This is a genomic window from Cuneatibacter sp. NSJ-177 (assembly GCF_022867805.1).
Classification (GTDB): domain Bacteria; phylum Bacillota; class Clostridia; order Lachnospirales; family Lachnospiraceae; genus Pseudolachnospira.
On record NZ_JALIFO010000002.1, the window covers coordinates 394,122 to 407,684 of the forward strand.

Consider the following 13,563-nt stretch of genomic DNA (forward strand, 5'->3'; position numbering starts at 1 on the left):
CTGAGGAGAGGATCTCCTGAAAGCTGGTTTTGAGAGGGGCGAAAATGCTCCTCTCACTCTTTTTTCAGCGGGCTCCGGATATCAAATCCAGGGTTCAGCCCCTGTATTTCCGGGAGTTCCCAGAGCTCCAACAGAAACGTCCTGGCAATCTTCGACAGCGTTTTGTTGGCCGGGACAGACAGAACGATGTTCCTCTCCCGGTCCGAGGGGACCGGAAACGCCACATACTCGCCGATCCGGGTAAATGCCTCGGCGTCGCACTCCGGGACCACCGAGACGAGATTTCCTTCTTTCAGGATGGAAAGCATCACGGTCCGCTCATCGGTGATGCAGGCCACTTTCGGGGTAAAGCCTTCGCTCTCACAGAGCTGATATCCGGGCGGCATTTTATTGGAATTCGGCGTCACAAAGACGAACTGCTCGTTCCGGATCATGTCTAATGTAACGGGATCTTTTTCCGCCAGCGGATGGCTCTTCGACATCAAGATGCAGTGCCTGTCCCGATCCAGGATCAGCATCTCCCCGGATTCCGATCCCGGCGGCTCCGCGCAGATAAAGAAGTCCAGGATATCCGGGTCAAGGGAAGCCAGACTGACGCAGTTTTTGACGGAGATCAGCACATCCGGATGCCGGGCAAGGAAACGGGCGATAAAAGGATACAGCTTTAATTCGCTTTTTGACCCTCCGATAAAGACAGCGTTGGACTTTCCAGAGGCAATCAGGTTCCGTTTCATCTGATTCCGGTTCAGCAGTTCAAAAACAGAATTGATATCCCGCAGGAAATTCTGTCCGTCCTCATTTAAGACAATGCTCTTTCCTTTCCGGTCAAAGAGCTCGATGCCTAATTCCTCTTCCAGATGTTTGATGGAAGTGCTTAAGGACGGCTGGGAGACATGCAGGATCTCCGCGGTCTTGGTGATATTCTGGTATCTTGCCACTTCTTGAAAATATTTCAGCTGTAATAAATTCATGCCATCTCCTTTGTACGGTGTTTCCCAACCATTTTCCGGCTGATCTCATTTGTATTTCTCATTATACCGTTTCTGCTTTCCCATTACAATGGCTGAAATAAGCGGCTTTCTTCCCCCTCCCCTATATCTAATAACCAAATTCGTATTTCCGTTTCCTGTCCCGAAAAGATATAGTGAATACAAAAGAACCAGGAGGATCGAGAATGAATCTATTGATTGAAAAAGATGTGGAAATTCCCATGCGGGACGGAGTCTTGCTGAGGGCGGACATCTACCGGCCGCAGGATGACGAAAAGCACCCTGCTCTGGTACTCCGTTCGCCCTATGAAAAAGAAACCCTGGACCGTAGATGGGGGCAGTTAAGTCCCATTGGCTTTGCCAAGGCCGGATACTGCGTGGTCTATCAGGATGTCCGCGGGACCGGCACCTCGGACGGTGCTTTTAACTTCCTTTTTGACCAGGGAGACGATGGCTACGATACCATTGAATGGGCCGCCGCCCAGCCCTGGTGCGACGGAACGGTCGGCGCCTTCGGCCACTCCTACTATGCCTATACCCAGCTGGCTGCCGCGGCAAAACTGCCGCCCCATTTAAAGTGCATCTGCCCGTTCATGCAGAGCTGCAAGCCCAAATATTCCGGAGGCTTCCTTCCCAATGCCCTCCACGCAGACTGGCTTTTGCAGCAGGCGGAGCGCTATCTGAAACGGATTTTGGACCCTGAAAAGCAGGCGGAAGCCCGTCGCATGCTGGATCAGTACACCCAAAATATGCCGGAGCAGTTCCTGCACGTGCCGGAAATCGACATGCCCGCCATGCAGCTTTACCCCTGGTTTCCCTACATGGAGGAGTACCGCATCAAAGTCGCAGGCTTTGACGACCCGGAAATCCCGAAAAAGGAAGGCCGCCCCATCGACCTTTCCCACGTCCTGACCCCTGCCCTGATGTACTGCGGCCTTTACGACACCTCCTCCAAAAACGGTCCCATTGAAAATTTTGAGACACTGACCAAGGAAAATCCCAATGAACAGGTGCGCCAGGGAACCCGGCTGGTGATCGGCCCCTGGAATCATTCCTGTATCTTCAGCAATCAGCAGGGAGAACTGAGTTTTCCCGGAGCCGACGGGGAAGCCCTTGGCATTCAGGGCCACATCATCCGGTTTTTCGACTATTGGCTGAAAGGGGAGGAGAACGGCATGGACCAGGAACCTCCGATCCGTCTTTATGTCATGGGGAAGAATCAGTGGAGGGACGAATACGAATGGCCGCTGGCCCGCACGGTCTACACGGATTTTTACTTGAGAAGCCAGGGCTCTGCCAACACGCTCCACGGGGATGGGGTTCTCTCGCAAAATCCGCCGCCGGAGAACGAACCGGCGGACACCTTCCTCTATGACCCGGAAAACCCGGCGCCTTCCCGGTCTCCCGGCGGCTGTGCCGGACCGATCCAGGATTTCCGCCCCGTGGAGGAACGTCAGGACGTGCTGGTCTACACGACGCCTGTTCTGGAGCAGGGAATCGAGGTAACCGGCAAGGTCCAGGCAGAGCTTGCCGTCTCGTCTTCCGCAAAGGACACCGACTTTTTCTGCCGCCTGCTGGATGTCTGGCCCAGCGGAAAAGCATTAAACATTACGGAAGGGATCGTCCGGGCCCGATACAACAACACCTATCAGGCAAAGCTTCTCACGCCGGGTGAGATCCGAACCCTTACGGTGGACATGGGAAATACCAGCATCTATTTTAAGAAGGGCCACCGGATCCGGCTGGAAGTTACCAGCAGTTGTTTCCCGATGTACGACCGCAACCACAACACCGGAAACCGTCCCGGCACGGACAAAGAGCTTGCCGCCGCCACCAATCAGGTCCACCACTCGCAAAAAGCCCTATCCCGGCTGATCTTGCCCGTGATACCGGAAAAAGCGCAGTAGCCGCCGCGATTCCACGCGGCCGAATCACCCGCCGGGCCCGCCCGGCAGTTCTTACCATGAGGAGGAAGAGAGATGGAACAATCCTATATCGTACTTATCATTCTGGCTGTCATGATCCTTGGTTTTATTCTCAACAAGTGGTCCTACGGCCTGACCACGATGATCTGCTGCGCCCTGTTAGCTCTGACCGGCGTCCTGCCGATTCAGGATGCTTTTGCCGGTTTCTGCAATAAAACGCTGATCATGATCGCGTGCATTTTTGTGATCAGCTACGCTTTTGGAAAGACCAGTTTTCTGCATTCCGTCCAGGTGAAAATCCTGGGAATGCAGGGCGGGAAATCCGCGCTGGCCATTCTCTTGATTTTCTGCGCGCTGATCGCATTCTTCGCCCAGATGATGGTCGCCACCACCACCGTGGCGCTGATGATCATGCTGCTGGGAATCCTCAGCGCAGACAATGAGCTCTGCGCTTCCCGCGTCCTGCTCCCCACCGCGCTTCTGGCAAGCCTTTGGACCTCCAAAGTCCCCGTGGCCATGGGAGCCACGGCCTCTTCCCGTCTGAACGCTTTTTTGGAGGCTTATGGGGAACAGTTTACCTTTGGTCTGACCGATGTCTTTAAAGTCAGCATTGTTCCTCTGATCCTGCTGTCGGTCTACTTTATTCTCGGCTATAAACTGCTTCCGAAAAATGAGATCGACGCCTCCAAGATCGGAAGCGTCAAGGAGTACCAAGCGATTCCCCGCAGCCAGGAGATCGTCACCTATCTTGTCTTTATCTGTGTGATGGGTTCTTTCTTCTTCGGCCGTACGCTCGGCGACGTGATGTATCTGATGCCTGTCCTCGGAGTAATCGTGCTGCAGATCACCAAAACCCTGACCATGAAGGAAGTGCTGCAAAACTTGAGCACCGATATGGTATTTATGCTGGCCGGAATCTTTGTCCTGTCGGACGCCCTGACTTCCAGCGGCGCCGGCGAACTTCTGGGAAATGCCATCAACAGCCTCCTCGGCAGCAATCCTTCCCGGCTTGCCATCGTCGTGGTATTCACCCTGGGCAGCGGAATCATGACCAACTTCATGAACAACACCGCCACCTATAATGTCTTAGTTCCCCTGGCCGCCGCGGCTTCCGTGGCCGGAGGCTTTGATCCGAGGGCCGCTGTCATGGGCGCCGCCATGGCCAGCTATTTCACCATCCTCCCCTACGGCGCCACCAATGTGGCCATGGCCTTTGCCGCCGGGCATTACACCCTGAAAAACACGCTGAAATTCACACTTCCGTTTTTCTTGATCGCTGAGGTCAGCACCATCCTCTGCGCAATGTGGATCTTCCCCAGTTAAGAATCAACAGCGGAAAATCTTCCTGCAACACACAAAGCCCCGCCGCCTGACAGAATCTTCTTTTGTCAGGCGGCGGGGCTTTTTTCTTCTATTCTCCGGATGTCAGCCGTTCCGCCAACTCGTTTAGCAGCCCGTCGCAGGCGGCTAAGACCTCCTGAATCAAGGCCCGGTCCGCCCCGTCGTAATGGATTCCGGCAGCGACCGTGCAGGGTTCTCCAATGGCATCCGCCAATGACTTCGCCCAACGCCCGGTCACAGCGGCTTCCTTATGGGTGCCGAAGGAAATTGTTTTTTCCTCCGGATACCCGGCCCCGGTGACCGCCCCCACATGGGTGCGCGATCCTCCGGTCACCAGAACATGGAGGCCGTGATCCAGCCGGACCGCCTCCACTAAGATCCGGCTTCCTCCTACCATCCGGCTTAGCTCGATTCGCTCCATTTTATCCCTTCCCATTCATAGAGATCCCCGGTGTCGATGTCCAGCTGGCGAAGGATCTTCCCCACCACGTGATTGGTACAGTCCTCCACCGTCTCCGGGTGCTGATAGTAGCTGAGCATCGGCGGCAGAACCACCGCTCCCAGCTGGCTGACCTCCAGGAGATTTTTCAGATGAACCGTTCCCAGAGGACACTCCCGCGCCACCAGGATCAGTTTCCGCCTCTCCTTTAACATCACATCGGCAGCCCGCAGCAGCAGATTGTCGCTGTAGCCGCAGGCGATTCCCGCTACAGTCTTCATACTGCACGGCACAACCACCATCCCGGCGGCCGGAAAGGTTCCGCTGGCCGGTCCTGCTCCCAGGTTCCGGTTCTCATACACCACATCCGCCAGGGAACATAACTCCTTTAGAGAACATTTGCCCTCCTGCCTCACCACATGTCCGGCCGCCTCGGTCAGAATCAGATGCGTTTCCACTTCCGACATCTCCGCCAGACGCCGCAGCAGCGCCTCGGTCAGCGGAATGCCGGTGGCGCCGCTGACCCCCACGATCAAACGCTTCTTCTTCATTTCTTTTTCCCGAACAGCTCCGGCACAAAACGGCTGGGATCGCACTCCATGAACCGCGCCCGGCGGAAGCGCTCTTTCTGCGGATACGGCACCGTACAGTCAAAGATCGTCTTGCAGGCAATCCCAACGTCCGGAATCGAGGCATGGTAAGCCGGGTTCGAGCTGGGATCCAACGGATGGCAGCGGACGCCGGGGATAAAAATCGTATCCAGGTTGCCCTGATACCGCGTATTCATCGCCCACAGAACGTCGTCGGAGTCAAAAATATCCACATCCTCATCCACGAGAATCACGTTTTTCAGCTCCGGGAAAGAGCTGAAAGCCAGAATCGCGGCCTGTCTCTGACGCCCCTCGTCGCTGGGCATGGATTTCTTTATCTGAAGCACCGCCATGTATTTTCCGCCTCCGGCTGCATGGGCGTAGACGTTCTGTACCCGTCCCGGCATGGCCTTCTCCGCCATCTGGAGGATGCTGGCCTCCGTGCAGATGCCCGCCATATTCACGTGCTCCATGCTGGGACCGATACAGGTCTGCATGATCGGCTGATTCCGGTGGGTCACTGCTTTCACCTTGATCTTCCAGCACTGGCTGCTGGCCGGGCCGGTATAGCCAGGGAATTCCGGCATGGCGTAGCCGCTGCCGCTGTTTTGATCCTCCTGCAGGCGGACGCCGGGGATCACCTCTCCCTCGATGACATACTCGGCATTGGCGATGGCTTTCTCCGGGATTGTCAGACACGGACAAAGTTCCACCGGTTTTTCCCGAAGCGCTCCGGCAATGGAAAGCTCGTTAAAGCCGAGAGGGGTTGTCGGCGGTTCAAAACACGAAGTCACTTCGATGGCCGGATCCACGCCGATGCTGATGGAGATCGGCAGTCGCTGCCCCAGCTCCTCGGCCCGCTCCGCCATGGCTCCGATATGCCGGGCTCCCGGCGTAAAGAAAATCGAAAGCTCGTCCTTGCCCTGGATGCAGAGACGGTGAATCGTCACATCCCCGCGCCCGGTGTCGGGATGGCTGGCGTAGCACATGCCAAACGTTATATAGGGGCCTGCGTCGTCCGGCGTATTGGTCGGGGCCGGAATCAGACGGAACAAATCGAAGTCTTCCTCCTCCGCCCGGTGAACCACTTCCTGACAGGGAGCCGGTCCCTCTTTTACCACGGGTTCCAGGGGACGTCCGGCGCATTCTCCAAGCAAATGGCCCAGCCGGTCCGGCTCGCAGCCAAGCATCCTGCCGACCCGTGCTCTGCTGGACAAAAGGCCGATCAGGACCCGATCGTCCGGATGGCCGTTCACGTTGTTAAAAATCATAGCCGGACCGTTTACCTTGGTCGGACGCTGCACCGTGCCGCCTGCCCCCACATAGCGGTACACACCGGCCAGCTCCGCCATGGGTTCCACCGGCACATCCGTCTCCACCAGCTCGCCCGGCGTCTCGGCTAAAAGGGCTAAGGCCGACCGCAGGTCCGTGATATCCGTTCGATTGTTCATGTTCTGCCTCCTTCAATGAGAAACCAGGATCCTTCCCTCCGGACTCCTTCTTTCGTGAAGTTCCTGTTTGGTTTCACTTTTACTCTCTTTGTTTATGATTATAGAAGAGAACGCCGGCAAAAGCAATTCAACTTCCCCTCCATGGTATTCCATCATGGAATAGTCGGACAATTTACACTTTACAAGGGACGGCCGGATATGCTAAAGTAGGAAAAGGGAATGCTCCTGCGGCAAACGAAAGAGATGAGTCTATAAGCAATACATGACAAGCATAAAACAAGCTGCGTAAAATGGGGCAAGGCAATAGAGAAACAGGACGCAGAAATCAAGAAACAACAGGAGGAGGGAACAGCATGAACATCGAACGGCTCCGTTATCTGGTGGTTTTATCGGAATCACGCACCTTTTCCGAAGCCGCCGACCGGCTTTTTACAACCCAGGGAAATGTGTCCAAACAGATCCTGGCATTGGAGAAGGAACTGGGAGTTCTTTTGGCGGACCGCTCCGGCCGGACCGTCACTCTGACAGAGGCGGGAAAAGCCGTCATCATCCGCGCCAGAACGATTTTAAATGAATATGCGGCTCTCCGCCAGGATGCCGCCGCCTTCTCGCCTTCCAGCCGGCCGGTGGTCCGGATTTGCTCCATCCCGGTGATGGCCCACTACCAGATCACGGAAATCCTCAGCAGCTTCCACGCCGGACACCCCCGGTTTCGGATGGATATCCGGGAAGCCGAGGGCGTCAATATACCGGAAGAACTGATCAAGAGGACAGCCGACTTGGCTTTTGCCCGCAGCGACTACCTGGACAACGAAGAGTTCGAGGCGCTTCCATTCTGCCGGGATGAGCTGGCCGCGGTCCTCCCCTGCTCTCATCCTCTGGCAGGCCGCTCTCCCCTGAACCTGAACGAGTTAAAGGGCGAATCCTTTTTGCAGTTAGGTCCCTCCTCCAATCTCTACGACACCTTTGAGGAGAGCTGCCGCCTGGCCGGATTCGAGCCGGACGTGGCCTACACCGGCACCCGGATCGAGAATATCCTGGAGCTGGTGGAAGGGGGGATGGGAATCTCCTTGATGATGCGGCGCGCCGCGGAATACAACCGGACCGGGCCCATCGCCATCCTGCCACTGAAAGAAAAAATCACCAGCGAAATCGCGCTGATCCGCCTGCGCCGCGCCCGCCACTCTCCGGCGGCCAAAGAATTTTGGAACCATTTTCAAGAATCCATCGGATCCGATTTTGACGCTTAGGCGGAAATCATTCTCATTTTTTCCTATCGTTTCTGCAGTTGCTCAAAAATCGCCTGGCCCGTCGGCGTTCCGGCCAAACCGCCTCTTCCGGTCTCCCGCAGGTCCACGCTCATCACGTCGCCCACATTCCGCATCGCGTCGATGACCTCGTCGGGCGGAATCACACTGCGGATCCCGGCCAGCGCCATATCGGAAGCGCTGAGGGCGTTCACCGCGCCGATCACATTGCGCTTGACGCAGGGGATCTCCACCAGGCCCGCCACCGGGTCGCAGACCAGACCCATCAGATTTTTCAAGGCCATGGCCGCGCTGTGAAGGATCGCCTCGGTATCCCCTCCCCCCAGATAGGTCAAGGCCCCGGCCGCCATGGCGCTGGACGCGCCGATTTCCGCCTGGCAGCCGCCTTTTGCTCCGGAGATGCTGGAACGCACTGCGATCACGCCTCCGATCCCGGCCGCCACATACATGGCTTTTAGAATCGCGTTCTCGCCGGGGCGGCATTCCTCCTCATAGGTCAAAAGGACCGCCGGCAGCACACCGCAGGACCCGGCCGTCGGCGCGGCCACGATCCGTTTCATGCAGGCGTTGCTCTCGCCCATCTTCAGCGCCTTTGCAATCACACGGCCGAAGAACGGCCCGCAGAGCCCCTTTCCCGCTTCCACGTAAGCCTCCATCCGGCTTCCGTCTCCTCCGACCAGGCCGCTGGCGGATTTCAGGCTGCCGTCATACCCCTGGTCCGCCTCCCTCATGGCCTCATACATCTCCTGCATCTTTTTCCAGGATTCCTCCGGCTCCACCTGGGAAAACATACAATCGTCCTCCAAGACCACACGCCAGAAGGAAAACTCCTTCTCTCTTGCTCTCTCTGCAATATCCGCCAACGACGTAAATCCCATCACGCGCCCTCCTTCAGACTCAGATAGGTCACCTTCTGCACCTCCGGCAGCCGCCTCAGCTGTTCCCGTATCTCTTCCGGCACTTCCTGGTCGCACTCCAGCACCATCACCGCGTCGCCGCCGGGGCTGTCCCGGTACAACTGCATGGTTGCAATATTAACCTCTTTTTCCTTGAGCAGAGAAGTGACCTCGGTCACGGATCCCGGAATATCCTGGTTCCGGATGACCAGCGTAGGGCTCTCGCCGCTGAAATGGGCCTCAATGCCGTCCACCTGACAGATGCGGATCCTGCCGCCGCCAAGGGAAGAACCGGTCACTTCCATCGTCTGCCCGCTCACTCCAATCATCCGAATCCGGGCCGTATTGGGATTGACGTCCCTCAGGTCAGCCTGTCCAAAGGTGATTTTGACTCCGGCTTCCTCCGCGATCCGAAAGCTATATGGAATCCGGCTGTCATCCGGCTTCATATGAAGCAGGCCGGCCACCAGCGCCCGGTCGGTGCCGTGCCCCTTGCCGGTGGCGAGAAAGGAGCCGTAGAGATCGATTCTGGCCTCTTTCACCGGTTCTCCCAGAAGAAGCCCTGCGATATAGCCGATGCGCACGGCCCCGGCTGTGTGGGAACTGGACGGGCCCACCATGATCGGGCCGATAATGTCAAACACTCCCATAGGAATTTTCCTTCCTTTCACAAAAATGCCTCTCAGGTTTTTCATCGACTTGAGAGGCAAAATGAAGTATCAGATAAAGGTGGCGATCTCCTCCAAAGTCTTTTTCCGAAGCTTAGGGAGCTCATAATTCGGGTCGGGCTTCCCGACGCAGAGGACCATGACCGGAGTTTCCCCCTCTGGGCGGCCCAAAAGCGTGCGCAGGAAAGCAGGCGGAGCCGGCGTATAGGTCAGGCTGGCATAACCCGCATTCCGGATCGCATTGATCAGAAATCCAATGGAGATGCCGGCGGATTCCGGCACATAATAGTTCTTATCCTGGGTTCCGTCCGGCAAGGTCCGGTAGAACTCCTTAAAGATTACGATCAGGCAGGGCGCCTGGGTTAAAAAGGGCTTTTCCCAATTCACTTCCAATTTTGCCAGATCCGCGCGCCATTCGTCGCTGATCTTATTTTGATAAAAATCCTTTTCCACTTCCTCGGCCTGTTCCCGGATCTTTTTCTTCATCTCCGGGTCGGTCACCACGCAAAAATGCCAGGGCTGCTTGTCGGCTCCGCTGGGCGCTGTGCCCGCGGTCAAAATGCAGTCCTTGATCACCTCCAGGTCCACCGGTTCTTCCAGAAAAGAACGGTAAGTCCTCCTCTTGCGGCTTTCCTCCAACAATTCCTTTGATGTCAGCGGCATCCTCTTCCTCCTCGCTCACACCAGCTTCTCGGAGCCGTTTAACACAGCCTCCGCCAGCCGGTCTCCTTCATAGGCTACCTTTAAGGTAAAAAACGGCGCGTCTCTCTCCAGCAGATCGAAGAAAATCCGATCGCCCTCCCAGAGATTCAGCCGGTCCAGCTCCTTTTTGGAAACCCATTCCAGCGTCCCTTCCGGGCAGGGGCCGATCTCTCCCTCATATTTGTCCGCGGTAAACAAGTACATGTGCTCGGTCTCCCAGCGGTCCGAGATAAACGTGACGATCCCTCTCAGGCGGAAACTCGTCAGGGTGAGGCCGGTTTCTTCCCAGACCTCCCGGAGCAGACAGTCCTCCGGGCTTTCCTTTTCCTCAAACTTTCCGCCTACCCCGATCCACTTGTCCTTATTCAGATCATGTTCTTTCTTCACCCGGTGCAGCATCAGGTAGCAGCCGTCTTTTTCAATATAGCAAAGGGTTGTAAACAGCATCTTACCGATACAGCGGATACTTTCCGCAAATCTCAGTCACCATGGCCCGAACGGCGCCGGCCTGGTTTTCAAAGTCCACGGCGGTCCGGTGAATACATTCCGCTATCACATCCATGTCCGCTTCCTTTAAGCCTCTGGTGGTCACGGCCGCCGTTCCCAGGCGTACGCCGCTGGTCACAAAAGGCTTCTCCGGGTCATTGGGGATCGCGTTCTTGTTGGCGGTGATGTAGACGGAATCCAGGCGCTTCTCCAGCTCCTTGCCCGTGATGTTAAGGGAACGCAGGTCCGCCAGCATCAGATGATTGTCCGTACCGCCGGATACCAGATTGACGCCGCGGCTTAAGAGCCCGTTCGCCAGGGCGCCTGCATTTTTCACGATTTGGGAGGCGTACTCCTTAAACTCCGGTTTCAGAGCCTCGCCAAAGCAGACCGCCTTTGCCGCGATCACGTGCATCAGAGGGCCGCCCTGGGTGCCGGGGAAAATCGCCTTATTGATGGCAGGGCCGTGCTCGGCCTTCGCCAGGATCATGCCTCCGCGGGGCCCGCGCAGGGTCTTATGGGTGGTGGTGGTCACAATATCCGCATAGGGCACGGGAGACGGATGCGCGCCGCCGGCCACCAGACCGGCGATGTGGGCCATGTCCACCATCAGCAGCGCGTCTACTTCCTTTGCGATCTCGCCAAGGCGCTTAAAATCGATAATCCGGGGATAAGCAGATGCGCCGGCCACAATCATTTTCGGGCGAACCTCTTTCGCCTTTGCTTCCACCGCGTCATAGTCCAGCAGGCCGCTGTCGGTCACGCCGTAAGGCACAAAATGATAAAGCTGGCCGCTCAGGTTCACCGGCGCGCCGTGGGACAGATGGCCACCGTGAGCCAGGCTCATACCCATCACGGTATCGCCGGGCTTTAAGAAAGCAGCATAGACCGCCATATTGGCCTGGGCGCCGGAATGGGGCTGTACATTGGCAAACTCCGCGCCAAACAGCTTTTTCGCCCGCTCAATGGCCACATTCTCCACCACGTCCACTTCTTCGCAGCCGCCATAATACCGCTTTCCCGGATAGCCTTCGGCATATTTGTTGGTCAATACACTTCCCATCGCAGCCATGACGGCCGGGGAAACGAGATTCTCCGAAGCAATCAGCTCCAAATTCCGCTGCTGGCGCGCCAGCTCCTTTGCCATAGCGCTTCCGATTTCAGGGTCGGCCTGTGACACGAACCCGATCGTATCCATCATATCCTGATACATTTGTCTGTCCCTTTCTTATCCGTAGTCTCCCAAATATTTGAAATAAAATAATTTAGTACGCTTTTCCCCAATATACCATGGCTTTCGCCGGACGGCCGCAGCAAATACAGGTATCGCTTAAATGCTCCTGCTCAAACGGCATACACCGGGAGGTGGCGCCGGTCTCTTCTTTGATCTTCAGCTCGCAAGCCTCGTCCCCGCACCACATGGTTTTCACAAACCCAGGCTTCGTTGCCACAGTTTCTTTGAAAGTCTCATAGTCGTCCGCCTGATAAATATGGCTCTCCAGATGCGTCTTGGCCCGGTGAAGCATATCGTTCTGCATCTGCTCCAGCATCGCACCGGCCACGGCGGTCAGCTGCTCAAAAGGAACCACCCGCTTTTCTCTGGTATCGCGGCGGACCAATACGGCCTGTCCTGCTTCCAGGTCCTTGGGTCCGATCTCCACGCGCAGCGGGATTCCCCGCATCTCCTGCTCGGAAAACTTCCATCCCGGACTCTTGTCGGAATCATCCACTTTTGTCTGAAAGCCCGCCTGAATCAACTGTTCCTTGATTTCCATGGCCTTCTCCAGAACGCCTTCCTTGTGCTGGGCGATGGGCATCACCATGATCTGCGTCGGGGCAATCCGGGGAGGCAGAACCAGTCCGCTGTCGTCGCCGTGCACCATGATAATCGCGCCGATGATCCGGGTCGAAAGTCCCCAGGATGTCTGATGCACGTACTGCAGCTTGTTCTCCTTATCGGAATACTGAATCCCGAAGGCACGGGCAAAACCGTCGCCGAAGTTATGGCTGGTGCCGGACTGCAATGCCTTACCGTCGTGCATCAGCGCCTCGATGGTGTAGGTGGAGTGGGCTCCGGCAAATTTTTCCTTATCCGTCTTTCTTCCGCGGATGACCGGAATCGCCAGAACATTCTCGCAGAAATCCGCATAGATTTTCAGCATCAGAACCGTGCGCTCCTCCGCTTCCTCTGCGGTGGCGTGAGCGGTGTGGCCTTCCTGCCACAAAAACTCCGTGGTTCTGAGGAACGGCCGGGTGGTCTTCTCCCAACGGACCACCGAACACCACTGATTATAGAGCTTCGGCAGATCCCGGTGGGACTGAACAATATTTTTATACAGATCGCAGAACAAAGTCTCCGAAGTCGGACGGACGCAGAGCCGCTCCTGCAGTTTTTCATTTCCGCCGTGGGTCACCCAGGCAACCTCCGGAGCAAATCCTTCCACATGTTCCTTTTCCTTCTGCAAAAGGCTCTCCGGGATGAACAGCGGCATCGCCACGTTCTCCACGCCTGTTTCCTTAAATCTTGCGTCCAGCTGCTGCATAATGTTTTCCCAGATCGCATAGCCGTTGGGCCTTAAAATCATACAGCCTTTGACGCTGGAATATTCCACCAGCTCCGCCTTTTTCACCACATCGGTGTACCACTGGGCAAAGTCCTCCGCCATCGGAGTGATTGCCTCGACAAACTTCTTTTCCTTTGCCATCTATTTTCTCCTTTAATGTAATGCGCTAAAGTGTTCCTATGATAGCATAAAAACTGCTAAAATTCAACCGCCTGCCGGGAAAAAAGCGAGGTTTTCTTAGGAT

Annotated in this window: 13 protein-coding genes; 3 read left to right on the forward strand and 10 right to left on the reverse strand. The window is 56.4% G+C overall.

Features of this window, described 5'->3' with window-relative positions; all coding sequences use genetic code 11:
* Positions 1–53: 53 nt before the first annotated feature.
* Positions 54–971, reverse strand: coding sequence for a LysR family transcriptional regulator (locus MUB23_RS05860; RefSeq protein ID WP_244799401.1), 918 nt, complete (start codon positions 969–971; stop codon positions 54–56).
* Between the two features lie 203 nt (positions 972–1,174).
* Between MUB23_RS05860 and MUB23_RS05865 the strand changes: the two genes are divergently transcribed.
* Both MUB23_RS05865 and MUB23_RS05870 read left to right on the forward strand, forming a co-directional pair.
* A complete protein-coding gene (locus MUB23_RS05865; protein ID WP_244799402.1) occupies positions 1,175–2,896 on the forward strand; it encodes a CocE/NonD family hydrolase in 1,722 nt (573 codons plus the stop codon).
* 72 nt (positions 2,897–2,968) lie between these two features.
* Positions 2,969–4,237, forward strand: a complete 1,269-nt coding sequence (locus MUB23_RS05870) for an SLC13 family permease (RefSeq protein WP_244799403.1) — start codon at positions 2,969–2,971, stop codon at positions 4,235–4,237.
* A gap of 88 nt (positions 4,238–4,325) precedes the next feature.
* On the opposite strand, the gene MUB23_RS05875 is transcribed toward MUB23_RS05870, so the two are convergent.
* Genes MUB23_RS05875 through MUB23_RS05885 form a run of 3 tightly spaced genes read right to left on the reverse strand, consistent with a single transcriptional unit; the run spans position 4,326 to position 6,735 of the window.
* Complete coding sequence (locus tag MUB23_RS05875) at positions 4,326–4,676, reverse strand: prenylated flavin chaperone LpdD (protein ID WP_244799404.1); 351 nt, start codon at positions 4,674–4,676, stop codon at positions 4,326–4,328.
* Positions 4,658–5,245 (reverse strand): UbiX family flavin prenyltransferase, encoded by a 588-nt coding sequence (locus MUB23_RS05880; protein WP_244799405.1) that lies wholly within the window; start codon positions 5,243–5,245, stop codon positions 4,658–4,660. The genes MUB23_RS05875 and MUB23_RS05880 overlap by 19 nt, the downstream gene beginning before the upstream one ends.
* Positions 5,242–6,735 (reverse strand): UbiD family decarboxylase, encoded by a 1,494-nt coding sequence (locus MUB23_RS05885; RefSeq protein WP_244799406.1) that lies wholly within the window; start codon positions 6,733–6,735, stop codon positions 5,242–5,244. The genes MUB23_RS05880 and MUB23_RS05885 overlap by 4 nt, the downstream gene beginning before the upstream one ends.
* Positions 6,736–7,088: 353 nt before the next feature.
* On the opposite strand from MUB23_RS05885, the gene MUB23_RS05890 reads away from it, so the two are divergent.
* Positions 7,089–7,985: a LysR family transcriptional regulator gene (locus tag MUB23_RS05890; RefSeq protein WP_244799407.1), complete on the forward strand. Its 897-nt coding sequence runs from the start codon at positions 7,089–7,091 to the stop codon at positions 7,983–7,985.
* A gap of 23 nt (positions 7,986–8,008) precedes the next feature.
* Here the strand turns inward: MUB23_RS05890 and sdaAA are convergent, their stop codons facing one another.
* The 6 genes from sdaAA to proS all read right to left on the reverse strand — a co-directional run bounded on the left by sdaAA (position 8,009) and on the right by proS (position 13,460).
* Positions 8,009–8,881, reverse strand: a complete 873-nt coding sequence (sdaAA, locus tag MUB23_RS05895; RefSeq protein ID WP_244799408.1) for an L-serine ammonia-lyase, iron-sulfur-dependent, subunit alpha — start codon at positions 8,879–8,881, stop codon at positions 8,009–8,011.
* Entirely contained in the window at positions 8,881–9,549 is a 669-nt protein-coding gene (gene sdaAB, locus MUB23_RS05900) for an L-serine ammonia-lyase, iron-sulfur-dependent subunit beta (protein WP_244799409.1), read from the reverse strand. The genes sdaAA and sdaAB overlap by 1 nt, the downstream gene beginning before the upstream one ends.
* Before the next feature lie 69 nt (positions 9,550–9,618).
* Positions 9,619–10,230, reverse strand: coding sequence for a nitroreductase family protein (locus tag MUB23_RS05905; protein WP_244799410.1), 612 nt, complete (start codon positions 10,228–10,230; stop codon positions 9,619–9,621).
* A 15-nt stretch (positions 10,231–10,245) separates the two neighbouring features.
* Positions 10,246–10,716, reverse strand: coding sequence for an NUDIX hydrolase (locus tag MUB23_RS05910; protein ID WP_244799411.1), 471 nt, complete (start codon positions 10,714–10,716; stop codon positions 10,246–10,248).
* Between the two features lies 1 nt (position 10,717).
* Positions 10,718–11,968 carry a serine hydroxymethyltransferase gene (gene glyA, locus MUB23_RS05915; protein ID WP_244799412.1) on the reverse strand — a complete coding sequence of 417 codons (1,251 nt, stop codon included), beginning with the start codon at positions 11,966–11,968 and terminating at the stop codon, positions 10,718–10,720.
* Between the two features lie 52 nt (positions 11,969–12,020).
* Positions 12,021–13,460, reverse strand: a complete 1,440-nt coding sequence (proS, locus tag MUB23_RS05920; protein WP_244799413.1) for a proline--tRNA ligase — start codon at positions 13,458–13,460, stop codon at positions 12,021–12,023.
* Between the last annotated feature and the right edge of the window lie 103 nt (positions 13,461–13,563).

Excerpts from the sequence above, each read along its gene's own strand:
- MUB23_RS05880 (WP_244799405.1), bottom strand. The coding sequence starts at position 5,245 with ATGAAGAAGAAGCGTTTGATCGTGGGGGTCAGCGGCGCCACCGGCATT.
- MUB23_RS05860 (WP_244799401.1), bottom strand. The coding sequence starts at position 971 with ATGAATTTATTACAGCTGAAATATTTTCAAGAAGTGGCAAGATACCAG.
- MUB23_RS05890 (WP_244799407.1), top strand. The coding sequence starts at position 7,089 with ATGAACATCGAACGGCTCCGTTATCTGGTGGTTTTATCGGAATCACGC.
- MUB23_RS05870 (WP_244799403.1), top strand. The coding sequence starts at position 2,969 with ATGGAACAATCCTATATCGTACTTATCATTCTGGCTGTCATGATCCTT.
- MUB23_RS05910 (WP_244799411.1), bottom strand. The coding sequence starts at position 10,716 with ATGCTGTTTACAACCCTTTGCTATATTGAAAAAGACGGCTGCTACCTG.
- glyA (WP_244799412.1), bottom strand. The coding sequence starts at position 11,968 with ATGTATCAGGATATGATGGATACGATCGGGTTCGTGTCACAGGCCGAC.
- sdaAB (WP_244799409.1), bottom strand. The coding sequence starts at position 9,549 with ATGGGAGTGTTTGACATTATCGGCCCGATCATGGTGGGCCCGTCCAGT.
- MUB23_RS05865 (WP_244799402.1), top strand. The coding sequence starts at position 1,175 with ATGAATCTATTGATTGAAAAAGATGTGGAAATTCCCATGCGGGACGGA.
- MUB23_RS05885 (WP_244799406.1), bottom strand. The coding sequence starts at position 6,735 with ATGAACAATCGAACGGATATCACGGACCTGCGGTCGGCCTTAGCCCTT.
- sdaAA (WP_244799408.1), bottom strand. The coding sequence starts at position 8,881 with ATGGGATTTACGTCGTTGGCGGATATTGCAGAGAGAGCAAGAGAGAAG.
- MUB23_RS05905 (WP_244799410.1), bottom strand. The coding sequence starts at position 10,230 with ATGCCGCTGACATCAAAGGAATTGTTGGAGGAAAGCCGCAAGAGGAGG.
- proS (WP_244799413.1), bottom strand. The coding sequence starts at position 13,460 with ATGGCAAAGGAAAAGAAGTTTGTCGAGGCAATCACTCCGATGGCGGAG.
- MUB23_RS05875 (WP_244799404.1), bottom strand. The coding sequence starts at position 4,676 with ATGGAGCGAATCGAGCTAAGCCGGATGGTAGGAGGAAGCCGGATCTTA.